This is a genomic window from Streptacidiphilus albus JL83 (genome assembly GCF_000744705.1).
Classification (GTDB): Bacteria; Actinomycetota; Actinomycetes; order Streptomycetales; family Streptomycetaceae; genus Streptacidiphilus; species Streptacidiphilus albus.
The window spans coordinates 7,515,094-7,540,919 of the sequence record NZ_JQML01000001.1 but is presented as its reverse complement, the minus strand read 5'-3'; the positions used below and the strand labels follow the sequence as shown (position 1 = coordinate 7,540,919).

Genomic DNA, 25,826 nt, shown 5'->3' with positions numbered 1-25,826 from the left:
CACAGAGAACCCCCATGGCCTGGTTGAAGATCAAGAAGAAGACCGACGCAGAGACCGCGGCGTCCCTCCCGCCCAGCTTCACCCGGCTGTGGCTGGCGTCCGGGGTGTCCTACCTCGGCGACGGCATCTACCTCTCCGCGCTGCCGCTGCTGGCGGCCAGCCTGACCACGGACCCGTTCACCCTGAGCCTGGTCACCTCCGCCGCCGTCATCCCCTGGCTGCTGTTCGGCCTGCTGGGCGGGGCACTGGTCGACCGCTGGGACCGCCGGCGGACGATGATGACCGCGGACCTGGTGCGGGCCCTCGCCCTCATGCTGCTGCCGCTCTCGGCGCTGCTGTGGCACATCAGCCTGCCGGTCCTCATCGGCGTCGCGTTCTCCCTGGGCACCGCCCAGATCTTCTTCGACTCCGCGTCGACGGCCTACCTGCGGCAGCTGCTCGACGGCGACGTGGACCTGATCCAGCGGGCGCTCGCCCGCAACCTCGGGGCCCAGACGACGCTGTCGCAGTTCATCGGCCCCCCGCTCGGCAGCGCGCTCTTCGCGCTCGCCCGCACCGTGCCCTACGTCCTCAACGCGCTGTCGTACGTGGGCAGCGCGCTCTTCATCAGGACCCTGCCCCAGCAGCCCGTGGACACCACCGCCGCGAAGGGCCCGCTGTGGCGGGGAGCGAAGGAGGGAGCCCTCTTCGTCCTGCGCAACCGCGTGCTGCTCAGCTCCACCCTGCGCTTCATGATCGGCAACGTGGCCTTCATGGCCGGCGAGGCGGTTCTCGTCCTCTTCGCCCACCAGTGCCTGCACCTCGGCAAGTTCGGCTTCGGTGTGCTGCTCACCGCGCAGGCCGTCGGCGGTCTGGCCGGTGCGGGCCTGGCCCGCACGATCGGCACCCGGCTCGGCACGGGCGGCGCACTCATCTTCACCGCCGCCGTCGAGGGTGTCGCCCAGCTCGGCCTGGGGCTCTCCTCCAACGCCGTGTTCGGGGCGGTGGCACTCGCCCTCACCGGCACCGCGATGTCCGCCACCATGGTCATCGCCCCCTCGGTCTCGATGGCCATCGTGCCGGCGCAGCTGACCGGCCGGGTGTCCGCCACCCGGCGGCTGGGCTCGCTGGGAGCGGCGCCGCTCGGCGCCGCCATGGGTGGCTGGCTGGGCAGCGCGGTGGGACTGCGCGCGCCCTTCGTCTTCGGCGCCGCGCTGCTGTTCGTGGTCACCGCGCTGACGGCGGTCATGGCGCCCAGCCGGGAGATCGAAGCGGCCCTCGCCGCCGCGCAGGTGGAGCAGCAGCCGGAACCCGTCTCGGCCTGACCGACAGCACTCGCAGTTTTCCACTGACCTCGGACCAAGGGACACCCATGCCCGTGATGGAGTCGACCCGCGTCGTCGACAACGCATTGTTCGAACCGCTGCAGGTCGCGGGCGGCGAGCTCGGCGAGGCCCTGCAGAAGCTCGCCGCCGGCACCTGCGCCATCGTCGGCTGGCCCGGCCTGCTGACCGGCGACCTGGCCGACCTGGTCGCCCGGATCGAACAGACCGACTTCGAGCCCTACGACGAGCAGCGGCTCGACCCGCCGATCCTCAAGTTCGGCCCTGCCGTGTACGACTTCTACACCCAGGGACGCGTCGAGGACGCCTACTGGGAGAAGTCGGAGCGGACCCGGCAGGCCACCCTGGAGATCTTCGGCGGCATTGACCCGACGGCCGTCGTGCTGGCCCGGCTCCGGCGCGAGCTGGGCATTCCGGTGCGGCCGGCCAGCATCGGGGGGCGGCCGCTGCACGTCGGAATCCTGCGGGAGTTCACCACGGGTTCGAAGATCCACTACGACGAGGTGATGCGGGAGTTCCCCGACCGCTTCGACGACCGGCCCATCGTCCAGCTCGCCTTCAACCTCCACATCACCGTGGCCGACCGGGGCGGCGCGCTGACCGTCTGGCGACACCGCTGGATCCCGGCCGACGACACCCGCCGCGACGGCTACGGCTGGGCGCCGGAAGTGGTGGACTCCGCTCCCCGCGCCACCGTCCTGGCCGCGGCGGGCGAAGGCGTCTTCTTCGACTGCCGGAACTTCCACCAGGTCCAGGACTTCGAGGGCGGCCGCCGGATCACCCTCTCGTTCTTTGCAGGAATCACCATGTCCGGCGAAATGATCGTCTGGTCCTGAATCCCCAGGACCACGGCACGGGTCGAGCACAGCCCACAGCAATTCCCGAGGGGGAACTCGATGAACACACTACTGATCGCGCAGGACGACATCGCCCGGATCATCGGGCAGGTGGGTCGCGACGCCCTCATGCGCCGCATGATCGAGCGCCTTTCCGAGGGCTTCACCGCGGTCCACCGCGGCACCGTCCAGCTCTCCCCGCTGCGGGACGGCTTCGAGCGCCCCGACCCGGTGCCCGGGATCATCGAATGGATGCCGCACCGCGTGGGCGGCGACAGCACCACGATCAAGACGGTCGCGTACAGCCCGGCCAACCCCGACCGCTTCGGCCTGCCCACCATCGTCGGCACGGTCGCCCGCTACGACGACATCACCGGCTGCCTGTCGGTGCTCTGCGACGGCATCGTCCTCACCGCGATCCGCACCGGCGCGGTGTCCGCGCTGGCGAGCCGCGCCCTGGCGCACCCCGACAGCCGCACCGTCGGCATGATCGGCACCGGCGCCCAGGCGGTGACCCAGCTGCACGCGCTCAGCCTCACCCTCCCGGTGGAGCGGGTGCTCGCCTGGGACACCGACCCCGCGCACCTGGCGAGCTTCGCCGAGCGGGTCGCCTTCCTCGGCCTCGACGTCCGCGCCACCACCCCGGAGGAGATCGCCCGGCAGGCGGACGTCATCACCACCGCGACCTCGATCGAGGTCGGCCGGGGTCCGGTGTTCCAGGACACCGACGTGCGGGAGCACCTGCACGTCAACGCCATCGGCGCCGACCTGGTCGGCAAGACCGAACTGCCCAGGAGCCTGCTGGAGCGCGCCCTGGTCTGCCCGGACCACCCGCTGCAGGCGCTGCGCGAGGGCGAGTGCCAGCGGCTCACCCACGATCAGCTCGGCCCCTCGCTCGCCCAGTTGGTGGCCGACCCGGCCTCGGTCGCCGATGCCCGCGGCCGGCTGACGGTGTTCGACTCGACGGGCATAGCGCTGGAGGACCACCTGGCACTCGACGTGTTCGTCGAGTTCGCCACCGAGCTGGGCCTCGGCACCCGGGTGGACCTGGAGTACCGGCCCTCGAACGCGATCGACCCGTACTCGCCGCACTCCGGTTCGGCGCGACTGGTGGGGCAGTACACCTCGTGAACCCACCCCCGACCGCATCCGTGCGCACACCCGCCGGCCTCTTCGAGGCGCAGGCCGCGCGCACCCCGCACGCAGCCGCCGTCGAGTTCGAGGACACCGTCCTCGACTACGCCGAGCTCAACCGCCGGGCCAACCGGCTGGCGCACCACCTGATCGCGCAGGGCGTCGGCCCCGAACGGGTGGTCGCCCTGGCCCTGCCGCGCTCGGAGCACCTGGTCGTCGCGCTGCTGGCGGTCCTCAAGACGGGCGCCGCCTATCTGCCGCTGGATCTGGACTATCCGCGGGAGCGGCTCGGGTTCCTGCTCCGGGACTCGCGGGCGGGCTGGGTGCTCACCGACGGCCCCCACCTCGACGGGCTGCTGGGCGAGGGCTCGGCCGCCCCGGTCGACCTGGGCGATCCGGGCGTGCGGCGGGCGGTGGCGGGCCGTCCGGCGGGCGACCCGGCCGACGCCGACCGGGTCGCGCCGCTCAGCGGCGCCAACCCGGCCTACGTCGTCTACACCTCGGGCTCCACCGGGACCCCCAAGGGCGTTGCCATGCCGGTCAGCGGCGTGGTCAACCTGCTGGAGTGGCACGCGGCCGCCATGCCGCTGGTGCCCGGCGGGCGCACCGCCCAGTTCACCGCGATCGGCTTCGACTTCTCCGTCCAGGAGATCCTCGCGACGCTGGTGACCGGCCGCACGCTGGTGCTGCCCAGCGACGAACTGCGGCGCGACGTGGCGGCGTTCGTCGACTGGATCGACGAGCGGGGAATCAACGAGATCTACGCCAGCGCCGCCGCCATCGACACGGTGCTGGCGGTCGCCGAGGACCGGGGCAGTGACCTGGAGTCCCTGCGGGACATCCTGCAGGGCGGCGAGGCGCTGGTCGTCGACGGACGGATCCGCGCGGCGGCGGCCCGCTCGGCCTTCCGGCTGCACAACGTCTACGGACCGGCGGAGGCCCCGTTCGCCACCACCAAGTCGCTGGACGGCGATCCGGCGCACTGGCCGGCCTCCGTCCCGATCGGCTCCACGATCAGCGGGGTCCAGGTCCGCGTTCTGGACGCCGACCTGCAGCCGGTGCCGGCCGGCGAGCGGGGCGAGCTGTACATCGCGGGCGCCCTGGTCGCCCGCGGCTACTGGAACCGCCCCGACCTCACGGCCCAGCGCTTCGTGGCGGATCCGCACGGTCCCGCGGGCTCGCGGATGTACCGCTCGGGCGACCTCGCCCGCTGGAACGCCGACGGCGAGGTGGAGTACCTCGGCCGCATCGACGACCAGGTGAAGATCCGGGGCTTCCGGGTCGAGCCCGGCGAGGTCGAGGCCGTCCTGCTGCGGCACCCGAAGGTCACCCAGGCCGCGGTGGTGGCCCGGCCCGGAGCCGTCGGCGGCCTGCGCCTGGTCGGCTACACGACCGGCGGCGCCGACCCCGCCGAACTCACCGGCTACCTGGGCGAACGCCTGCCGAGCCATCTGGTCCCGGCAGCGTTCGTCGCCCTGGACGCCTTCCCGCTGACGCCCAACGGCAAGCTCGACCGCAAGGCGCTGCCGGCCCCCGCCGCAGGCGCCGACCCGCACGGGCGCGCCCCGCGCAACGAGCGCGAGGAGCGCCTGTGCGCCGCCTTCGCCGAGGTCCTCGGGCTGCCCGAAGTCACCGTCGACGACAGCTTCTTCGAGCACGGCGGCCAGTCGCTGCTGGCGACCCTGCTGGTCAGCCGGGTTCGCCGGACCCTCGGCGTGGAGCTGGCGGTCGCCGACCTGTTCCGGTTCCCCACGGTGGCCGAACTCGCCCAGCGGCTGGACGAACGGGGTGCCGCGCGTCCCGCGCTGCGCCCGATGGCGCGTCCGCAGCAGCTGCCGCTGTCGTTCGCGCAGCGTCGGCTCTGGTTCCTGGACCGCCTCCAGGGACCGTCGGCGACCTACAACCTGCCCTTCCTGCTGCGCCTTTCGGGCGAGCTGGACCGGGCGGCACTGGGCGCCGCGCTGCGGGACCTGGTCGGCCGGCACGAAGCTCTGCGGACGGTGTTCCGCGAGGTGGACGGCGAGCCCGTGCAACTGGTCCTCGACGCGGAGGCGGTGACCGTCGAGCTGCCGGTCCGCAGCGTCCTGGCCGGTGAACTCGCGGACCTGGTCCGCGAGTCGGGAGGCAGGCCGTTCGACCTGTCCACGGAGCTGCCGCTGCGCGCGGAGCTGTTCGCCGTGGACCAGAGGCAGCACGTGCTGCTGCTGACCCTGCATCACATCGCCAGTGACGGCTGGTCGATGGGCCCGCTGGGACGCGACCTGGGCACCGCCTACGCGGCGCGGCGCCGGGGCACGGCACCGCAGTGGCGGGCCTTGCCGGCGCAGTACGCGGACTACACCCTGTGGCAGCGGGAGCTGCTGGGCGATCCGGCCGACTCCTCCTCCCTGGCCGCCGAACAGACGACCTTCTGGCGCCGGGCGCTCGCGGACGCCCCGGAGCAGCTCGCGCTGCCCTACGACCGCCCCCGGCCCGCCGTGGCCACCCACCGGGGCGAGCGGCTCGCCCTGCGGATCGACCCGCAGCTGCACCAGGGGATCGAGCAGCTCGCCCAGCGGACCGGCAGCACCGTCTTCATGGTGCTCCAGGCCGCGCTCGCCGCGCTGCTCAGCAGGCTCTCCGGCAGTGACGACATCCCGACCGGCAGCGCCACCGCCGGCCGCACCGACGACGCGCTCGCCGATCTCAACGGCTTCCTGGTCAACACCCTCGCGCTGCGCTTCGACACCTCGGGCGCACCCACCTTCCGCGAACTGCTCGGCCGGGTGGGCAGGACGGTGCTGGCCGCGCTCTCGCATCAGGACCTGCCGTTCGACCAGGTGGTGGAGGCCGTCAACCCGGCCCGCAGCCTGGCCAGGCACCCGCTGTTCCAGGTCATGCTGGTGATGCAGGCAGTCGGCGGCCACCGCTTCGATATGCCCGGCCTGGAGGTCGAGGTGGCCGAAGCGGACACCGGCACCGCCAAGTTCGACCTGCTGCTCAGCTTCACCGAGCAGTACCGGGACGCCAACGGCACGGCCGGCGGCTGCGCCGGGATCGAGGGCACGCTGGAGTACGCGACCGACCTGTTCGACCAGGGCGGCGCGCAGCGGATCCTGGACCGGTTCCTCCGGCTCCTGCAGGCCGCCGTGGCCGCGCCGGACCGGCCGGTCACCGGGATCGACCTGCTCACCGCCGACGAGCGCGAGCTGGTCCTGTCCGGGTGGAACGCCACCGGACGGGAGCTGCCGTCCGCCACCCTGCCGGAGCTGCTGCTGGCGCGCGCGGTCTCGACGCCCGGGCGCTGCGCCGTCGTCTCGGGAGACACCCGGCTCGACTACGCGCAGCTGCACGCCCGGGCGAACCGGCTGGCCCGCGCGCTGGTCGCCCGGGGCATCGGGCCCGAGAGCTACGTCGCCGTCCTGCTGCCGCGCTCCGCGGACCTGATCGTGGCGATGCTCGCCGTGCTCAAGGCGGGCGCCGCGTACCTGCCGGTCGACCCCGCCTACCCGGCCGACCGGATCGCCTACATCCTGGCGGACGCCGGGCCCGCGCTGCTGATCACCACCCGGGAGTTCGCACCGGCCGACCCCCCGTGCGCCCTCCTGCTGCGGGACGCGCCCGAGGGAGCCGCCGAGGTGGCGGCGCAGCCGGAGACCGCGCTCGGGCCGTACGAGCTGGTGTCCCCGCTGCTGCCGATGACGCCGTCGTACGTGATCTACACCTCGGGCTCGACCGGGCGCCCCAAGGGCGTCGTGATGACCTCGCTCGCCCTGGTCAACCTGCTCTGCTGGAACGCCGAGGCGATCCGGGGCCCCCGGGGGGAGCGGGTCGCCCAGTTCAGCGCCATCAGCTTCGACGCCTCCGAACACGAGGTGCTCTCCGCCCTGCTCGGCGGCCGGACGATCTGCGTCCCGGACGAGGAGACCCGGCTCGACCCGCAGCAGCTGGCCGCCTGGGTCGACGAGCAGGGCATCGGCGAGCTGTTCGTTCCCGACCTGGTGCTGAACGCGGTGTACGAGGCCGCGGCCGCCCGCTCCCTCCGGCTCCCGGCACTGCGCCACGTGATGCAGGCGGGCGAGGCCCTCCAGCTGACCGAGGAGGTCAGGGCGTTCCACCGGCGGCAGCCGGACGTGCTGCTGCACAACCACTACGGCCCCTCCGAGACCCATGTGGTGACGGCCTACACCCTGCCGTCGGACCCGGCGCGGTGGCCGACGACGGCCACCGCCCCGATCGGCCAACCGATCTGGAACACCAGGACGTACATCCTGGACGGCGGGCTGCGCCCGGTTCCGGTCGGCGTCCAGGGCGAGCTGTACCTGACTGGCGCGTGCCTGGCCCGCGGCTACCTGAACCGGGCCGGCCTGACCGCCGAGCGCTTCGTGGCCGACCCGTACGGCGGCGCGGGTGAGCGGATGTACCGCTCGGGCGACCTGGTGCGCCGGCTGCCGGACGGGGACATCGAGTTCCTCGGCCGGGTCGACGACCAGGTGAAGATCCGGGGCATCCGGATCGAGCCCGGTGAGATCCAGGCAGTACTCGCCCAGCACCCGGCGGTCGCCGCCGCAGCCGTCCTGGCGTTGGAGGACGGGCCCGGACAGAAACGCCTGGTGGCCTACGCGGTACCGGTCGAGGGCAGCGAGCTGCCGCACCCGTCCGAGCTGCGCAGCCACATGGCCGGCCGGCTGCCGGACTTCATGCTGCCCGCCGCCTTCGTCGCCGTCGACAGCCTGCCCGTCACCGCCAACGGGAAGTTGGACCGCAGAGCGCTGCCGGCACCCGACTACGCGGGCCTGCTGACCCACCGGGCGCCGCGCAGCCCGCGCGAGGAGGCGCTCTGCGCCGTGTTCGCCGAGCTGCTGGGGATCCCCGAGGTGGGCATCGACGACAACTTCTTCGAGCTGGGCGGACACTCCCTGCTGGCGACCCGGCTGGTGAACCGCGTCAGGTCCGGGCTCGGCCTCGACCTGGGGGTCCGGCTGCTCTTCGAGTTCCCGACGGTGGCCGGCCTGGCCGAGCGGCTCGGTGCGGTCGAGCAGGTGCGGCCGACACTGCGGAGGCGGGTGAGCCAGAACGCCTAGTGGCGCCCGGGCCGGACCTCCCGGACCCGATCCTCTCCGGTCCGGGAGGTCCGGGAGGTCCGGGCCCGGGCCCGGTCGAGCGGATCGAACCCGGAGCGCCCCTCCGTCCGTCAACCAGGAGGGGTCCTCGGGACCTCCCGGCCGAGGGTCCAATGGAGGAGCGACATGCAGGTCTACCGAGGGTCATGCCTGATCACCGTCACCGGGGTGGACGCCGACTGGCCGCAGCGCGCGGTCGTCCGGATCCGCAACGGCGCCGAGGTGGTCCTGCGGGGCGCGGTCGGCGAGCAGTACCAGGTGGACGCGCCGTCCTGGGAACTGCTGCTGCAGCACCAGTGCGAGGGCGTCTGGCGGGACAACGTCCGCGCGGTGGTCGGCCGCTGGACCTCGGTGGGCGGGGTGGAGCAGCAGGTGATCCGCAGCAAGGACCGCGACTGGGCCCAGCATTCGCCTCGGGAAATCAACCTGGTCCTGCGCCTGGAGCGGCGCGGCGAGGAGGAGCCCTCCCGATCGGCGGTCGCAGCGCCCGCCGGCCCGCGCGCCGTGCCGACGCAGTCGGGTACCGAGTCCACCGCGCACCCGACCGTCCAGCGCACCCGGACCAGCACCACCGTCGGCCGTCCCGTCCCCTCCACGCCCACCAGCGGGAGTGCGCCCACCACCAGCAGCGGCGGTGGCGCCACCGCGCCGATGCGCACGTCGACCGCCGGCGGAGACGTCCCCTGGTAGCCCGGGCCCGCGCGGGTCGCCCGGTTCTCCTACGTCAACACTCCCGGGTCCAGGGCGGAGCACTCGACGACCCGCCAGCCGCGCAGTGCGCCTGTGCGCAGCACGGCCCGGTCGATCAGTCCTCGGGCCTGGACCATGGCCTGTTGCCTGTCGCCTGCCGCCATGAACGCCATGAGGCCGAACAGGCCCGGCATGTCGTCGACCACCGTGAGGTGCTCAAGGCGGTCCCCCGGTTCGGCCACTGCCCACACGACCTCCTCCACCAGCACCGCGGACGGCACCTGCTCGGTGTCAAGGGCCGGGGTCATGCGAATGAGTACAGCCAGCACGGAGCGCCTCCTCGAATCACGGGCCCCAGGTGAAGGTGTCGGGCGAGGCGACGACGGACGGCGCGGTGTCGGCGGCGGGCCGCGTGTGCGCGGTGGTGCCCGGGCCGACGGTGGCAAAGGCTCCGACCAGAATGGCCAGAGAAAGCAGGGCAAAAGTAATGAAAGGTGCGATTCGGGGCATGGCGATACTCCTCGAGAGGGGTGCCGGGTGATTGCTTCCCGCCTCAGCCGACTCCGTTGGGGTCCGACCGACTGGCGATGTGTACAGCCTGGCCGCCCACGCCCCGCCCGGTAAGCACCTGGAGCTGGCAGGAACCGCGCTGTCACCATGGGGCAAGCCCGAGCACCCCTCAAGCGGGCGTTGACCAGAACGTTCTCCCGCGTGGCAGTGTCGTGCCTGGCCACGAGATGCCACTCCGCGCCCGGCGCACCGGGGGTCCGCATTCCTGACACAAGCCCCCTGGCGGGCCGAATCGGATGAAGAGCGCGTATCAGCCTTTGCCGGTCCATGTCCCCCGGGCATCGCTATACCGAGCCATGGTCACCCATGCCGTCATCCGGGACTCCAGTACCACTAGCGGAATTTCCATAAACTATTTGCTCCCCTACTGGCACGACCTATGATCACCTCGACACCGACAGGTAACTTCGGCGTTCGACTGACCTCGGGGGAGAGCAGTACGGCGTACGTGGCTTGCAGGCAAACAGGGGACGAATACGGACAGGACACCCGCGGGTGTCCTCGCAGCCCCGGAACCGCCGGCTCACTCCTCGCTGGACAGCTACGACCGCACAGGATCACAGGACGTCGCAGACGCCTGATCCCCGCTGTCTCCGCACCAGCCACGAAAGAGGTGAAGGCATGTTGGAAGCCCTCGGCCTGGAACCTGCTGCCGAAGTCGTCTACCGCTCGCTCCTGGACTCCCCCCAGCAGGGGATCGAGGAGCTGTGCAGCCGCTCGGGACTCACCGAGAGCGCGGTCCGCGCCGCCCTGGACCAGTTGGCCCGCCTCTACCTGCTGCGCCCCACCGGGCCGGGGTCGGACAACCTCCGCCCGGTCGATCCGGGGGTGAGCCTCAGTGCCCTGCACGCACGCCAGAGCGCTTCCCTGACCCGGCACCAGAGGCAGCTGGAGGAGGCCAAGGACTCCATAGCCGTGCTGGCCGCCGAGTACGGCGGCTCACGCCGGGAATTCCTGCCCGAGGTCGCCGAATGCCTCGACGGCATCGACGCGGTCCGCGACCGCCTGGAGGAACTGGCCGGGAACACCAAGGAGGAGTGCCTGTCCTTCGTCCTCGGCGGTGCCCAGCGCCCCGAGGACATGTCCGCGGCCAAGGGGCCCGACCAGTTGGCCCTGGAGCGCGGCGTGTCCGTCCGCTCGATCTACCAGGACAGCCTGCGCAACGACGCGGCGACCACCGGCTACGTCCGCTGGCTCGCCGCGCTCGGCAGTGAGACCCGCACCGTCCCCGTCCTGCCCATGCGCATGATCATCGTGGACCGCAAGGTCGCGGTCGTCCCCCTGGAACCGGGCAACGCCCTCAAGGGCGCTCTGGTCCTGCACAGCCCGGGCGCCGTCGCGGCTCTGGTGATGCTCTTCGAAGAGGTGTGGAAGAACGGCACCGCCTGGGGCCTGCCGCTGCCGAAGGACCACCGCGGCCTCGGCCCCCAGGAGCGCGAACTGCTGCGACTGCTCGCCGAGGGCTGCACCGACGAGGTCGCCGCCCGCCACCTCGCCGTCTCCGTGCGCACGGTCCGCCGGCTCGCCGCCGATCTGATGACCCGGCTGCAGGCGCACAGCCGGTTCGAGGCCGGCGTGCTGGCCGCCCGCGAGGGGTGGGTGTAGCCGTCCTCGGGGAGAAGCGCAACGGGTACGGCGGCTCGGCCAGGTCCTGCCTGCCGCGGGGCGCCCCGCAGCAGGGACACGGTCCCCTGCCGCACGGCAGGGAGCCGGCGAGCCCCCGCGCCCTCAGCCCATCAGCCCATCAGCTTGCGGATCTCGGTGATGAGGCCGACGAGGGCCTCACGCTCGGCGACGGTCGTCTCCGGGTGCCACAGGTCGACGAGGAGACAGGTGCGCGGCCTGGTGCCGTTGTTCCAAGCCTCGTGAACGAAGGAGTAGTCGAAGAGCAGGCACTCGCCCTCCTTCCAGTGCCGGGTCTCGCCGGCCACCGTGATGCCGCACCCCTCGGGGATGTCGACCGCGAGGTGCAGATTGATGCTGAAGTTCCACAGGTCGCAGTGCGGGGCGATCGAGGCGCCGGGAAGCAGCGTCGAGAAGTGGCTCTCCAGGAGAGGGCAGAGCTTGCCCTGCTCGATGACCTCGCGAGTGAGGATGCTGTACGCGGTGGGCACCAGAGCGGCCGAGGACTCGACCGGCCCGCCGTCGCGGAAGAGGTACAGCGCCTGCCAGTTCTCCTGGCGGCTCAGATAGTGCTCGTAGTCGGAGAAGGCGCTCTTGCGATCGGACCACGCGTCCCCGAGCTCCTGCTTGACGGCGCCGTGTCCGGCTTCGAAGGCGCGGACCACGGGTTCGATCTCGGGGTGCCCGTAGGGATCGTGCCAGGGCGTCCGGGAGATCCCCGGCATGATCCACTTGGCGTCCTGCTGCAGCGGATGGCGCTCCTGCCGCCTGGCGTACACCATCTCCTCGACGCGGGCGATGGAGCCGGCTCCGTGCCGGTCCTTCACCGCCTGGAAGATCTGATCTATTTCGGGGGTCATGTCTCGCCCTCTCTGGCCACGCCTGCCGGCCCGGCGTACTCGTGCGGAGTGATGAGGTGCGTGGGCCCGTCCGCGACCACGGCGGTCATTCGGCGACGACTTCCCGCTGCTTCACGGGAGCGGCTCGCAGCTGGGCGGCCCAGCGGTCGATCAGGGTGAGTCCGGGCGCCGTCAGCACCGTGGTGACCAGCGTCATCACCACCAGCATGGCGAACACCGTGGGCGTGATGATCCCCAGCTGCAGTCCGACGCCGAGCACCACGAGCTCGGTCAGCCCCCGGCAGTTCATCAGCGCGCCGAGCGAGAGCGACTCCTGCCAACCGAGCCCGGTCAGCCGGGCCGCACCAGTGCTCCCGGCCCATTTGGTGACGATCGCGACGGCGGTGATGAGGGCGCACCAGCCCCACAGGGCAGGATCCGCACCGATCAGCCGGAAGTCGGTCTGCAGGCCGGAGTAGACGAAGAACAGCGGCAGCAGCAGCACCACGGTGACGCCCCGCACCTGTTCCATGGCTGCCGTCTGTGCGGCACCGCGCGGAACGACGGCGCCGAACAGGAAAGCCCCGAACATCGGGTGGATACCGATCCAGTCGGTGGCGAACGACGCCAGCAGGATCCCGGCGAGGAGCACGAGCAGGAAGGCCGTTCCGCCGCCCGGCCGATCCGGCTGACGCTCGGCCAGCCGGGCCAGCAGGGGGCGCAGTCCGTACATCATCACGGAGATGAACACGGCGGTCAGGGCGACGGTGGTGAGCACTGCGGTCGCGGAGGTGTGCCGTCCCAGCGCTGTCGCCAGCGCGAGCAGGCACCAGGCGGTGATGTCGTCGACGGCTGCGCAGGTGAGGGCGAGTGATCCTATGGGGGTGCGGTCCATCTTCCGGTCCGTCAGGATCCGGGCGAGCACCGGGAACGCCGTGATGCTCATGGACAGGGCGATGAAGAGCGCGAACGCCGGGAACCCGATCCGGGGGTCGGCGAACCGTCCGTACATCACGAGCGCGAGGAGAATCCCGCCGATCATGGGCACGGCCACGCTCACGTTGCTGACCAGCGCCGCAGCCTTGCCGCGGCTACGCACCTGCCCCAGGTTCAACTCGTACCCGACCAGGAACATGAAGAAGACCAGGCCGACCTGGGCCAGTGCGTTGATCACGGGCAGCAGTTCCGCGGAGAAGAGCCACCGTTGCCCCGAAGGCCAGACGGCTCCCAGCAGTGAAGGGCCCAGCGCTATGCCGGTCAGGATCTCGCCGATCACCGGGGGCTGCCCCAGCCGCCGGCAGAGGCGGCCCGCGACATGGCAGCAGACCATGATCAGGGAAAGCACCAGGAAGAGACGGGAGGTCGAGGACACGGCGGGCAGATCGATCGCGAGCTCGGTCGTCATCGGCGGAACACCTTTCTGTGAGTTGTCGAGCAGGTCGGCGATCCGCAGCGGGAATCGCCCGTGAATGCCTATCGCCCACCCGTCCGGGCGATGTCCTGCCATATCTCGGCCAGCGAGTCCGGTCGGGCCATCTCCGCATGGCTGCAGGCGATGCGCGCGACTTCGAGCCGGCCCGACACGTACTCGTTCCAGACGGTCGCAGCGGGCACGTCGGCGGGCTTTCCGTGTTCCGCCTCGTAGAACTTGACGTCGCCGTCGAATTCTCCGGGAATGTGCTCCGTCATGATCCGGTGATTGTTCCGGTATATCGCGGCGATGTCCGCGAGGTGCCGCTCGGCGAGTTCGGCGAACAGGCTTCGGTCGCGGTGCAGCGCCGCCACCATCCCTGTCATCGTGAGTGCCTCCGAGCCGTCCTCGGCCTGCACCCCGAAGAACTCGGCCAGGCCCGCCACCACCTCCTCCTCGGCGATGGGGAGCGGCGCCCCGGTCTCGTGTGCGGGGTAGGAGTCCAGCAGTGCGAGGGTCTCCACCTGCTCGCCCTGAGCCCTCAGCTGGACGGCCATCTCATGGGCGACGACGCCGCCGAAGGACCAGCCCAGCAGGCGGTACGGACCCGATTCCCTTACCGCACGAATCTGCCGGACATAGTCCGCCGCCATCTCCCGTATCGAATCCGGAAGTGCCTCCCCACCGTCCATGCCCCGCGCCTGGAGGGCATATACGGAGTCTCCCGGGGAGGCGATTCCAGCCAGTGGCGAATAGCACCAGCCGATACCGCTCACCGGGTGGACGCAGAACGTCGCCGAGCTGCCGCCATGGTCCTTGATCGGCAGGAGCACCTCGAACTCCTCTCCGGCCGAGGAGTGTCCCAGCTGTTCGGCCAGAGTGGCAGCGGTGGGCGCGGCGAAGAGCGCGCGAATGGCGAGCGTGTCGCCGAGGACATCCCGGATGCGACCGATCAGTTGGACTGCCAGCAGGGAGTGGCCGCCCAACTCGAAGAAGTTGTCGTCGATTCCGACCGCGGGCACGCCCAGGACCTCCGCGAACAGCCCGCACAGGATCTCCTCCCTCGGGGTCCGCGGACCCCGGCCGGCCAGGTCCGCCTCGTACCGGGGCGCGGGCAGGGCCCGCCGGTTCAGCTTGCCGTTGGCGGTCAACGGCAGCCGCTCCAGCTCCACGAATGCGGAGGGCACCATGTACTCCGGCAGCAGACCGGCCGCACGGGTGCGCAGGGCCTCGGTGTCCACCCCGTCGCTCCCGGCCTCGGCGACCACATAGCCCACCAGGCGCTTGTCGCCCGGCTGGTCCTCCCGGGCCACCACCGCCACCTGCGCCAGCCCCGGGAAGCGGCCCAGTACCGCTTCGATCTCACCGAGTTCGATGCGGAAGCCGCGGATCTTCACCTGGTCGTCGACCCGGCCCAGGTACTCCAGCAGCCCCTCACCCGACCAGCGGGCCAGGTCGCCGGTGCGGTACATCCGGCTCCCGGCCGGACCGAACGGATTGGCCACGAACCGCTCCGCCGTCAGGTCCGGACGTCCGAAGTACCCCCGGGCCAACCCGGCACCCGCCAGATACAGCTCCCCGGCCACCCCGGCCGGAACCGGCTGCAGATTGCCGTCCAGGACGTAGGTCTGCGTGTTGCGCAGCGGGCGGCCGATCGACGGCGCCTCCGTGAGGGGGGCATCCGTGGACCACACCGTGGCGTACACCGTGGCCTCGGTCGGGCCGTAGATGTTGTACACGCGGTCGGCCCGGAGCTCGTCCTTGACCACGGCGGCAGCCTGGGAAGTCAGTGCCTCGCCGCAGAACACCACGGTCTCCGCCCTGGTGCGGACATCGCCCTGGGACACGATCCGGGCAAGCGCGGACGGAACTCCACTGACCAGGACCCCAGAACCCTGGTCAGCGCTCCGGTCGCCCAGGGCCAGCAGATCACGAAGCACCTCGATGCGACCGCCGGTCAGCAGCGGTCCGAACATCTCGAACACGGAGACGTCGAAGTTGAGCGACGTGGTGAACAGGACATGAGCCAGAGGTTCGGCACCGAACTCGGCACGCGCCCAGGCGACCAGGTTGGCCACGTTGGCATGGGTGACCACAACGCCCTTGGGACGGCCGGTGGAGCCCGAGGTGTAGATGACGTACGCCGGGTGCAGCGGTTGCAGGACGCTGCACCGATCACGGTCGGTCGGGTCGGTGGCGGGCCGGCCCTCCAGGGCGGCGACGACCTCGGGAGCGTCCAGGACCAGGCGCGGAGTCCGGGAGCCGCCCTGGAACATTCCCTCGGTCTCCTCGACGGTGAGGACGAGCGCCGGATCGGCGTCCTGCAGCAGGTAGGCGATCCGGTCCGCCGGGTACGTGGGGTCGACGGGCATGTAGGCAGCACCCGCCTTGAGCACGGCGAGCAGCGCCACCAGGGTCTGCGCGGTGCGCGGCAGAGCGAGAGCGACGAACTGCTCGGGGCCGACCCCGTGTGCGATCAGGTGGTGGGCCAGGCGGTTGGCCCGCTCGTTCAGCTCGCCGTAGCTCAGATCGGCGTCCGAGGCCAGGACTGCCGGGCGCTCGGGTGTCAGGGCAACCTGCGACTGGAAGAGCACGGGAAGGGTCGCGTCCGCGAGCTCGGCCCCGGTGTCGTTCCACTCCCCCAGAACCTGCCGTTGCTCCTGCGCGGAAAGGATCTCGATCCGGCCGAGCGGGCGGTCCGGATCCGCGACCGCCGCTTCCACCACCCGCACCATCCGGGTCACCAGGGCTTCGACGCTCTCCTGGTCGAACAGGTCCGTGCTGTAGTGCAGCAGGCCGCCGATTCCGGCCGGACGGCTGTCGATCCCGTACTGCTCGGTGAAGTTGAAGCCCAGGTCGAACCTGCTGAACTCGAACGGGACCGGTTCCTGAGCCACGGTCAGCCCGGGCAGGTTCAGCGCACCGTCGCCGGCGGCCTCCACGCCGAAGATGACCTGGAACAAGGGGTGGCGGGCCAACGACCGCTGGGGGTTGATCGCCTCCACCAGTCGTTCGAAGGGTACGTCCTGGTGGGAGTAGGCGGCCAGGTCGGTCTCCCGGGTCCGGGCGAGCAGTTCCCGGAAGGTCGGGTTGCCGGAGGTGTCGTTCCGCAGGACCAGGGTGTTGACGAAGAAGCCGACGAGGTCGTCGAGTGCTTCGTCGGTGCGTCCGGCGACCGGGGTTCCCAGGGGGATGTCCGAGCCCGCGCCCAGCCGGCTCAGCAGAGTGGCGAGTGCGGCCTGGAGCACCATGAACAGCGTGGTGTTGGTCTCCTGGGCCAGGCCGAGCAGCGCACGGTGCAGCTCGGCGTCGATCCTGATCGGCACGGTGTCACCGCAGTAGCCGGCCACCTTCGGCCGAGGCCGGTCGAAAGGCAGATCGAGCTGGTCCGGAATCCCGTCCAGGGCCCGCTTCCAGAAGTCCAGCTGGCCGTTCACCAGGGAGCTGGGGTCCTCCTCCGCGCCGAGGAGTTCGTGCAGCCACAGGGTGTAGTCGGCGTACTGCACCGGGAGCGCGGACCACGTCGGCGCCTGCCCCTGGAGCCGGGCGCGGAACGCGGTCTCCAGGTCACGTCCGAGCGGACCCATGGAGGCGCCGTCGCTCGCGATGTGGTGCACCAGCAGCAGCAGGACGTGCTCGTCCGGGCCGACGGTGAACAGCGTCGTCCGGAGCGGCAGCTCGGCGGCCAGGTCGAACACGTACTGTCCCGCATCGCGCAGTGCTGTGTGCAACTCACCTACTGGACAGGTGACCTGGCGCAGCCTCACATCGACGGCGTCGGTTCCCAGCGCTACCTGGGCCGAGCTTCCGTCGATCTCCTGGAAGACCGTCCGCAGACTCTCGTGCCGTACCACCACATCGTTCAATGCCTGTTCGAGAACATCCGCGTCCAGGTGCCCGGTGATCCGGAACGCCACCGGGACGTTGTACGTGGCATTCGCCCCCTCCAGCTTGTTCAGGAACCACAGCCGGTTCTGCGCCGGCGACAGCGGAATCCGTGCCGGACGCTCCATCGCGGTCAACGCGGCCCTGGCTGAACCCGCTTCGGTGATCCGGTCGGTGAGGGTGGCGATGGTGGGGGTTTCGAAGAGGGTGCGTACTGGGAGTTCGGTGTTCAGGGTGGTGCGGATGCGGCTGATGAGGCGGGTGGCGAGGAGGGAGTGGCCGCCGAGTTCGAAGAAGTTGTCGTCGATGCCGACGGCGGGTACGGCGAGGGTTTCGGCGAACAGTCGGCAGAGGGTTTCCTCCTGGGGGGTTCGTGGGGTGCGTCCGGTGCCGGCGGTGGGCTGGTCGGGGGCGGGCAGGGCCTTGTGGTCGACCTTGCCGTTGGCGGTCAGCGGGAGCCGGTCCAGGACCAGGAAGGCGGTGGGGACCATGTACTCGGGCAGCAGGCCGGCGGTGTGCGCGCGCAGCGCCTCGGTGTCCACGGTGTCCGGGGTGTGGTTGCCGGTCTGGGCGACGAGGTAGGCGACGAGGCGCTTGTCGCCGGGGTGGTCCTCGCGGGCGGCGACCGCGACCTGGGACAGGCCGGGGTAGCGGCCCAGTACGGCCTCGATCTCGCCGAGTTCGATGCGGAACCCGCGGATCTTGACCTGGTCGTCGGCGCGGCCCACGAACTCCAGCAGTCCTGTGCCGGACCAGCGGGCGAGGTCGCCGGTGCGGTACATCCGGCCGCCGGCCGGGCCGAAGGCATCGGCCACGAAGCGCTCCGCCGTCAGGTCCGGGCGCCCGAAGTAGCCGCGGGCCAGCCCCGCGCCGGCCAGGTACAGCTCTCCGGCGACGCCGGGGGGCAGCAGTGAGAGGGTGTCGTCCAGGATGTAGGCGCGCATGCCGTCCAGCGGGCGTCCGACGGGTATCGGCGCCGGTACGGTGTCGGTCGCGGTCCAGGGGTGCTGGGTGGCGAACAGGGTGGTCTCGGTGGGGCCGTAGGCGCAGCGCACGACAGTTTCCGGGCAGTGTTCCAGGACCCGGCGCACGGCGGTGGGGGAGATCAGGTCGCCGCCGGTGATCACTTCCCGGACGCCGGCGAGGCAGCCGGGGTCCTCCTCGGCCAGGACCCGGAACAGGCCGGCGGTGATGTCCAGGCCGGTGATGCCCTCCTGGACGATCAGCCGGGCCAGTTCCGCGACGCCCAGCTCGCCCTGCGGTGTGATGACGGTCCGTCCGCCGTGCAGCAGCGGCACCCAGAGGGCGTAGGTCGAGGGGTCGAACGCGTAGGAGGCCAGCAGCAGCACCCGCTCGCGCGCACCGGGCCCGAACATCGTGTCCGCCACCAGCTCCAGGATGTCGCGGTGGGTCACCGCGACCCCCTTGGGACGCCCCGTCGAACCCGAGGTGTACATCACATAGGCGAGCTGCTCCGGCCGGGTCGCCACCCCGGGGTCGGTGGCCGGCAGGCCGGTCGGTTGCTCGTCGTCGTCGACCAGCAGCACGGTGTCGGCGGTGGGCAGGCCGCGGTCGCGCATGGCGGTGTCGGCCAGCAGGACCGGTGCGCGGGTCTCGTCGAGGATCCACTGCATCCGCTCCAGCGGAGAGCCGCTGTGCAGGGGGAGGTAGAACGCCCCGGCCTTCAGCACCGCCAGCAGCGCCGCCACCAGGTCCACCGAGCGCTCCATCAGCACCGCCACCGGCGCCTCGGCACCCACCCCCAGACCCAGCAGCCGGTGCGCCAGCCGGTTCGCCCGCTCGTCCAACTCCCGGTACGACAACTCCCGCCCCGCGCACCGCACCGCCACCGCGTCCGGGGACCGCAGCACCTGAGCCGCGAAAGCCGCCTGCACCGAACCCGCACCCAGCCCCCCACCAGGCACCACCCCAGCCCACGACTCCAACAACCGCACCCGCTCGTGCGCATCGATCACGTCGATTTGACTGATCGTCCGTGCCGGATCAGCAGCAACGGATTCCAGGACACGTACGAGGCGGGCGAACAGCCGCTCCACGGTCTCCCGGTCGAACAGGTCTGCGGCGTACGTGACATATGCCCGCACGGGCCCGGGAAGACCTTGATCGGTGTACTGCATCAGGAAGTTCAGCGACAGGTCGAACTTCGCCGTCTGCTGCTTCCCGACGATCTCCTGGGCTGTCAGGCCGGGCAGGTCCAGGGCATTGCCCTCGCCGGCCTGAAGGTTGAGCAGGACCTGGAACAACGGGTGGCGGGCCAGTGAGCGCTGGGGGTTGACCGCCTCGACCAGCCGCTCGAACGGCACGTCCTGGTGGGAGTACGCGGCCAGGTCAGCCTCCCGGACCTGCGCCAGCAGTTCCAGGAACGTCGGATTCCCCGAGGTGTCCGTCCGCAGGACCAGGGTGTTGACGAAGAAGCCGATGAGGTCGTCCAGTGCCTCGTCGGCGCGTCCTGCGACCGGGGTTCCGATCGGGATGTCCGTCCCCGCGCCCATCTTGGTCAGCGCCACCGCCAGTGCTGCCTGCGCCACCATGAACGTGGTGGCGCCGGTCGAATGTGCCAGCTCAGCCATCCCGCGGTGCAGTTCTGCGTCCAGCTCGAAGAAGACCGAGTCACCGCGGTAGCTGGCCGCCTTCGGCCGGGGGCGGTCGAAGGGCAGATCGAGCTGGTCCGGGATTCCGTCCAGGGCCCGGGTCCAGAAGGCCAGTTGCTCACTCACCAGGGAGTCGGGGTCCTCCTCCGCGCCGAGGAGCTCACGCTGCCACAGGGTGTAGTCCGCGTACTGCACCGGCAGCGCCGGCCACGACGGTTCGAGCCCCTGGAGCCGGGCCCGGAATGCGACCTCCAGATCGCGCCCCAGCGGCCCCATCGATCCGCCGTCACTGGCGATGTGGTGCATGAGCAGCAGCAGGACCTGCTCATCGGGTTCGACGGTGAACAACGTCGCCCGCAGCGGAAGCCCGGCCGACAGGTCGAACACGTACTGGCCGGCCTCCCGCAGCACCGCGTCCAACTCGTCCGCGCCACAGGTGACCCGATGCAGTTCCACGCCGGCGGCTTCCTTGTCCAGGACCACCTGGACCGCTCCCCCGTCCACCTCCTGGAACACCGTCCGCAGGCTCTCGTGCCGTGCCACCACGTCGCCCAATGCCTGCTCCAGCACATCGGCGTTCAGCTGCCCGACGAGCCGGAAGGCCACCGGAGCGTTGTAGGTGGCGCTCGTCTCTTCGAGCTTGTCGAGGAACCACAGCCGGTTCTGGGCCGGGGACAGCGGGATCCGCTCCGGGCGTGCCATCGCGGTCAGTGCGGGCCTGGCCGAAGCCGCTTCCGCGACCCGGTCGGCGAGGGCGGCGACCGTGGGCGCCTCGAACAGGGTCCGCACCGCCACCTCGGCCCCCAGTACCGAACGTATCCGGCTGGCCAGCCGGGTGGCCAGGAGGGAGTGACCCCCCAGCTCGAAGAAGTGGTCGTCGATGCCGACCGAAGGCACGCCCAGGACGTCCGCGAACAGCGCGCACAGGACCTCCTCCCGCAGGGACCGAGGACCACGCCCCGCCCCGGCCGCCGGCAGCTCGGGAGCGGGCAGTGCCCGCCGGTCCAGCTTCCCGTTGGTGGTCAGCGGAAGCCGGTCCAGCACCACGAACGCCGAGGGCACCATGTACTCCGGCAGCAGACCGGCCGCCTGCGCACGCAGGGCCCCGACATCCACCCCGCTGCCGTGGCCCGACTCCGCGACCACGTAGCCCACCAGGCGCTTGTCACCCGGCTGGTCCTCCCGTACCACGGCCGCCACCTGCGACAGCCCCGGGAAACGACCCAGCACCGCCTCGATCTCACCCAGCTCGATCCGGAACCCGCGGATCTTCACCTGGTCGTCGACCCGGCCCACGAACTCCAGCAGCCCATCCGCCCGCCACCGCACCACGTCACCGGTGCGGTACACCCGTGCCTGAGGATCAGGCGAGAACGGGTGCTTGATGAACCGCTCCTCGGTCAGCGCCGGGCGGTTCCAGTAGCCCCGGGCCACGCCGGGGCCGCCGACCCACAGTTCACCGGGCACCCCTGGGGGCAGCAGGGCGCCGTTCTCGTCCATGACGAACACCTCGGTGTTCGTCAGCGGTCGACCGATGGGGATCTGCCCGGACCGGGGGGTGCTCCGATCCACCCGGTAGCACGAGGTGAACACCGTCGCCTCGGTCGGGCCGTACCCGTGAATCAGGTGCTCGGGGGCCCATGGCCCGGCCACCAGCTGGTCCACCACCGACCGCTCGATGGCCTCGCCGCCGTAGAACACGTACTGAACGTCGGCAAGGAGGTCGGGGCAGTCCAGCAGGTGCTGGCGGAGCAGCGGCGCCGTGAGCCACATCATCGTCACTCCGCAGCGGCGCAGAGCAGCCTTGAGCTCAACGGCGTCAAGAAGGATCTTCTTGTCCATCACTGCCATGGCAGCTCCGGACGTCAGCGCGGGCCAGCATTCGAAGGTGAAGGCGTCCCAGGCGAAGTTCGAAGGATGGGCGACCACGTGGCCGGGCCCGATGCCGGCGAACACGTCGCTGTCGACCAGCCGACAGATCGAGCGGTGCTCGATCATGACGCCCTTCGGAGTACCGGTGGAGCCGGAGGTGTAGATGACGTGGAACAGGCTGTCCGGGCGGACCGGCACGGCTGGGTCCGTGTGCGGCCGGGTGGCGATCTCGTGCCAGTCCCGGTCGATCAGCACTCGCTCGGCGGTGATCGCTCCCAGCCGGCCCTGGAGGTGGGCATGGGTGATGACCAGCGACGCCTCCACATCGGCCACCATGAACTCCAGCTGATGCACGGGGTACTCGTGGTTGAGCGGCACATAGGCAGCGCCTGCCTTCAGCACGCCCAGGACGGCGACGACCGCGTCGATTCCCCGCTCGACACAGATGGGAATCAACTGCTCCGCCTGCACCCCCCGGTCGATCAGGTGATGGGCGAGCTGGTTCGCCCGCAGGTCGAGCTCGCGGTAGGTCAACGCCTCCTCGCCGCAGAACACCGCTGTCGCGTCGGGAGTTCTGGCGGCCTGGTCCTGGAACAGCTGGTGCACGGTGGTGTTGTCGGGATACGGCGCCGTCGTGTCATTCCACTCGATGACGAGCTGTCGGTGCTCCTCCGCAGAGAGGAGGCCGATCCGGCTCAGCGGCAGGTCCGGCTCCACCGCGACCTCGGCGAGCAGTCTGTTGAAACCGGCCGCGATCCGTTGTGCGGTATCCGCGGTGAACAGATCGAGGGCATAGCCCAACCGTCCGCTGATGCCGACGGGGGCGCCGTCCTCCGCGTGCTGCTCGAAGAGTTCAAGGGTGAGATCGAACTTGGCAACGTCGGTGTCACCCAGACTCACCTCCGAGGTCAGGCCCGGAAGGTCCAGCCAGGCGGAGGTGTTGTTCTGCATGGCCAGCAGCACCTGGAAGAGGGGGTGCTGAGCAGTGGAGCGCTCCGGGTTGAGCTCGTTCACCACGTACTCGAAGGGGACGTCCTGGTGGGCGAAGGCCTCCAGGGACACCTCTCGTACCCGAGCCAGCAACTGCCGGAAGGAGGGATCGCCGGCGGTGTCGGTCCGGATCACCAGGGTGTTCACGAAGAATCCGACCAGGTCGCCCATCGCCTCGTCAGTCCGGTTGGCAATGGGGGTGCCCACCGGAATGTCGTGCCCCGCGCCCAGCCGGGAGAGCAATGCGGCGAAGGCAGCCTGCACCACCATGAACAGACTGGCCTGATGGGTGCGGCCCAGACTGATCAGGCGTTGGTGCAGCTCTGCGTCCAGCTCGAAGAAGACCGAGTCGCCGCGATAGCTGGACGCCTTCGGCCGGGAGTGGTCGAAGGGCAGCTCGAGCTGGTCCGGGATGCCGTCCAGGGCCCGGGTCCAGAAGGCCAGCTGCTCGCTCACCAGGGAGTCGGGGTCCGCTTCCGCACCGAGGACCTCACGCTGCCACAGCGTGTAGTCCGCGTACTGCACCGGCGGCACCGACCACGACGGCTCCGCCCCCGTGCACCGTGCCGCATAGGCAAGGCTGATGTCACGGGTCAGCGGAGCCAGCGACCATCCGTCGCAGGCGATGTGATGCATGAGCAGGAACAGGACGTGCTCGGTCTCCGACAGGGCGAACAGCCGGAAGCGGACCGGCGAGTCCACCGCCAGATCGAAGCGTTCCCCGGCGAGAGCCGAGATCTCCGCGGGCAGGGCGGCCTCGTCGGTCTGCACCACCTCGAAGTCCTGCATCGCCCGAGCCGCCGGCAGGATCTGCTGGAACGGCACCCCCTGGGCATCCTCGGGAAAGACGGTACGGAGGCTCTCATGCCGGTCCACCACGTCTTCGAGCGCGGCCTCCAGCGCGGCCCGGTCCAGTTGCCCCGACAGACGCACGGCGAGGGGAAGGTTGTAGGTGGCGCTCGTCTCTTCGAGCTTGTCGAGGAACCACAGCCGGTTCTGGGCCGGGGACAGCGGGATCCGCTCCGGGCGTGCCATCGCGGTCAGCGCGGGCCTGGCCGAACCCGCCTCCGCGACCCGGTCGGCGAGGGCGGCGACCGTGGGCGCCTCGAACAGGGTCCGCACCGCCACCTCGGCCCCCAGCACCGAACGTATCCGGCCGGCCAGCCGGGTGGCCAGGAGGGAGTGCCCCCCCAGCTCGAAGAAGTGGTCGTCGATACCGACCGAAGGCACGCCCAGGACGTCCGCGAACAGCGCGCACAGGACCTCCTCCCGCAGGGACCGAGGACCACGCCCCGCCCCGGCCGCCGGCAGCTCGGGAGCAGGCAGCGCCCGCCGGTCCAGCTTCCCGTTGGTGGTCAGCGGAAGCCGGTCCAGCACCACGAACACCGAGGGCACCATGTACTCCGGCAACAGCCCGGCCGCCTGCACCCGCAGCGCCCCGACATCCACCCCGCTGCCATGGCCCGACTCCGCGACCACATAGGCCACCAGACGCTTGTCACCCGGCTGGTCCTCCCGAGCGATGACCATGACCTGTGACAGCTCCGGAAAACGGCCCAGTACCGCCTCGATCTCGCCCAGCTCGATCCGGAACCCGCGGATCTGCACCTGGTCATCGACCCGGCCCAAGAACTCCAGCAAGCCCTCGCTCGACCAGCGGGTCAGGTCGCCGGTGCGGTACATCCGGCTGCCGACCGGGCCGAAGGGGTCGGCCACGAACCGCTCCGCCGTCAGGTCCGGGCGCCCGAAGTACCCCCGGGCCAGCCCCGCACCCGCCAGATACAGCTCCCCGGCCACGCCTGCCGGGACCAGCGACAGGTCCTCATCGAGGACATAGGCCCGCTTCCCGTCCAGCGGACTCCCGATCGGCAGCGGCGCCGGCACCTCGCTGCCGCAGGTCCACGGCTGCTGCGTCGCGTACAGCGTGGTCTCGGTGGGACCGTACGCGCTGCGCACCACGATGTCCGGGCAGTGCTCCAGCACCCGCCGCACCGCGGTGGGCGAGACCACGTCACCACCCGTGATCACCTCCCGCACACCCGCGAAACAGCCCGGGTCCTCCTCCGCCATCACCTGGAACAGACCTGCGGAGACGTCCAGGGCGGTGATCGCCTCGTCAGCGATCAGCCGGGTCAGCGTCGCCACGCTCAGATCGCCCTCCGGCGTGATGACCGTCCGCCCGCCGTGCAGCAGCGGCACCCACAAGCCATAGATCGAGGGATCGAACGCGTAGGGAATGACCATCAGCACCCGCTCGTGCGCGCCCGGCTCGAACATGCTGTCCACGACCAGCTCCAGCACGTCCCGGTGGGTGACCGCCACCCCCTTGGGACGCCCGGTCGAACCCGACGTGTACATCACGTACGCCAGCTGCTCCGGCCGAGTCACCACGCCCGGGTCACCGACCGGGCACCCGGCCAGTTCCTCGTCCTCGTCCACCAGCAGCACCACCGGAGCAGCAGGCAGGCCACGGCCACGCATCGCCCGGTCGGCCAGCAGCACCGGCGCGGAGGTCTCGTCCACGATCCACTGCATCCGCTCCAGCGGAGAGCCACTGTGCAGGGGCAGGTAGAACGCCCCGGCCTTCAGCACCGCCAGCAGCGACACCACCAGGTCCACCGAGCGCTCCATCAGCACCGCCACCGGCGCCTCCGACCCCACCCCCAGACCCAGCAGCCGGTGCGCCAACCGGTTCGCCCGCTCGTCCAACTCCCGGTACGACAACTCCCGCCCGGCACACCGCACCGCCACCGCATCCGGGGACCGCAGCACCTGAGCCGCAAAAGCCGCCTGCACCGAACCGCCGATCAACGCCGCGCTCGACTCGAACGGCCGGTCCTCGGCAAAAACAACAGCATCTGCAGCACGCATTGCCAATTACTCTCTCTCGGTATTGGGGTCGCGCGACTTCCGGTCGGCCGGGCAAAGGGAACGTGCACT

The 25,826-nt window shown here is 70.9% G+C and carries 10 protein-coding genes and 1 pseudogene; 6 read left to right on the top strand and 5 right to left on the bottom strand.

The genetic code is table 11. The features are described 5' to 3' along the window. The first annotated feature begins 14 nt into the window (after positions 1–14). The 5 genes and pseudogenes from BS75_RS32880 (at position 15) to BS75_RS32860 (ending at position 9,084) form a co-directional block, all read left to right on the top strand. Positions 15–1,304: an MFS transporter gene (locus BS75_RS32880; protein WP_042439536.1), complete on the top strand. Its 1,290-nt coding sequence runs from the start codon at positions 15–17 to the stop codon at positions 1,302–1,304. Between the two features lie 47 nt (positions 1,305–1,351). After that, positions 1,352–2,158, top strand: coding sequence for a 2OG-Fe(II) oxygenase (locus BS75_RS32875; RefSeq protein WP_052069973.1), 807 nt, complete (start codon positions 1,352–1,354; stop codon positions 2,156–2,158). Between the two features lie 60 nt (positions 2,159–2,218). Next, positions 2,219–3,289 carry an ornithine cyclodeaminase family protein gene (locus BS75_RS32870; RefSeq protein ID WP_042439533.1) on the top strand — a complete coding sequence of 357 codons (1,071 nt, stop codon included), beginning with the start codon at positions 2,219–2,221 and terminating at the stop codon, positions 3,287–3,289. A gap of 20 nt (positions 3,290–3,309) precedes the next feature. Further along, positions 3,310–8,355 (top strand): annotated as a pseudogene (locus BS75_RS32865) (amino acid adenylation domain-containing protein); the annotation flags it as partial. Between the two features lie 165 nt (positions 8,356–8,520). Next, positions 8,521–9,084, top strand: coding sequence for a hypothetical protein (locus BS75_RS32860; protein ID WP_034090840.1), 564 nt, complete (start codon positions 8,521–8,523; stop codon positions 9,082–9,084). Positions 9,085–9,113: 29 nt separating this feature from the next. Here the strand turns inward: BS75_RS32860 and BS75_RS32855 are convergent, their stop codons facing one another. After that, the gene (locus tag BS75_RS32855; protein ID WP_152646080.1) at positions 9,114–9,392 is read right to left on the bottom strand and encodes a hypothetical protein; all 279 of its coding nucleotides are present in this window, start codon (positions 9,390–9,392) and stop codon (positions 9,114–9,116) included. Positions 9,393–9,429: 37 nt separating this feature from the next. After that, a complete protein-coding gene (locus BS75_RS48715; RefSeq protein ID WP_156164312.1) occupies positions 9,430–9,594 on the bottom strand; it encodes a hypothetical protein in 165 nt (54 codons plus the stop codon). 681 nt (positions 9,595–10,275) lie between these two features. Between BS75_RS48715 and BS75_RS32850 the strand changes: the two genes are divergently transcribed. Next, the gene (locus BS75_RS32850; protein ID WP_034090838.1) at positions 10,276–11,259 is read left to right on the top strand and encodes a helix-turn-helix transcriptional regulator; all 984 of its coding nucleotides are present in this window, start codon (positions 10,276–10,278) and stop codon (positions 11,257–11,259) included. 131 nt (positions 11,260–11,390) lie between these two features. On the opposite strand, the gene BS75_RS32845 is transcribed toward BS75_RS32850, so the two are convergent. From BS75_RS32845 to BS75_RS32835, 3 genes are all read right to left on the bottom strand, one after another. Beyond that, a complete protein-coding gene (locus BS75_RS32845) occupies positions 11,391–12,137 on the bottom strand; it encodes an aspartyl/asparaginyl beta-hydroxylase domain-containing protein (protein WP_034090837.1) in 747 nt (248 codons plus the stop codon). 85 nt (positions 12,138–12,222) lie between these two features. Beyond that, on the bottom strand, positions 12,223–13,521 hold the full coding sequence (locus tag BS75_RS32840) for a cation:proton antiporter (RefSeq protein WP_034090836.1): 1,299 nt from the start codon (positions 13,519–13,521) through the stop codon (positions 12,223–12,225). 68 nt (positions 13,522–13,589) lie between these two features. Continuing rightward, positions 13,590–25,757, bottom strand: a complete 12,168-nt coding sequence (locus tag BS75_RS32835; protein WP_081982835.1) for a non-ribosomal peptide synthetase — start codon at positions 25,755–25,757, stop codon at positions 13,590–13,592. Between the last annotated feature and the right edge of the window lie 69 nt (positions 25,758–25,826).

What these genes read in the sequence shown, in the direction of transcription:
- BS75_RS32875 (WP_052069973.1), top strand. Translation starts at nt 1,352, where the DNA reads ATGCCCGTGATGGAGTCGACCCGCGTCGTCGACAACGCATTGTTCGAA.
- BS75_RS32860 (WP_034090840.1), top strand. Translation starts at nt 8,521, where the DNA reads ATGCAGGTCTACCGAGGGTCATGCCTGATCACCGTCACCGGGGTGGAC.
- BS75_RS48715 (WP_156164312.1), bottom strand. Translation starts at nt 9,594, where the DNA reads ATGCCCCGAATCGCACCTTTCATTACTTTTGCCCTGCTTTCTCTGGCC.
- BS75_RS32835 (WP_081982835.1), bottom strand. Translation starts at nt 25,757, where the DNA reads ATGCGTGCTGCAGATGCTGTTGTTTTTGCCGAGGACCGGCCGTTCGAG.
- BS75_RS32870 (WP_042439533.1), top strand. Translation starts at nt 2,219, where the DNA reads ATGAACACACTACTGATCGCGCAGGACGACATCGCCCGGATCATCGGG.
- BS75_RS32855 (WP_152646080.1), bottom strand. Translation starts at nt 9,392, where the DNA reads ATGACCCCGGCCCTTGACACCGAGCAGGTGCCGTCCGCGGTGCTGGTG.
- BS75_RS32840 (WP_034090836.1), bottom strand. Translation starts at nt 13,521, where the DNA reads ATGACGACCGAGCTCGCGATCGATCTGCCCGCCGTGTCCTCGACCTCC.
- BS75_RS32880 (WP_042439536.1), top strand. Translation starts at nt 15, where the DNA reads ATGGCCTGGTTGAAGATCAAGAAGAAGACCGACGCAGAGACCGCGGCG.
- BS75_RS32845 (WP_034090837.1), bottom strand. Translation starts at nt 12,137, where the DNA reads ATGACCCCCGAAATAGATCAGATCTTCCAGGCGGTGAAGGACCGGCAC.
- BS75_RS32850 (WP_034090838.1), top strand. Translation starts at nt 10,276, where the DNA reads ATGTTGGAAGCCCTCGGCCTGGAACCTGCTGCCGAAGTCGTCTACCGC.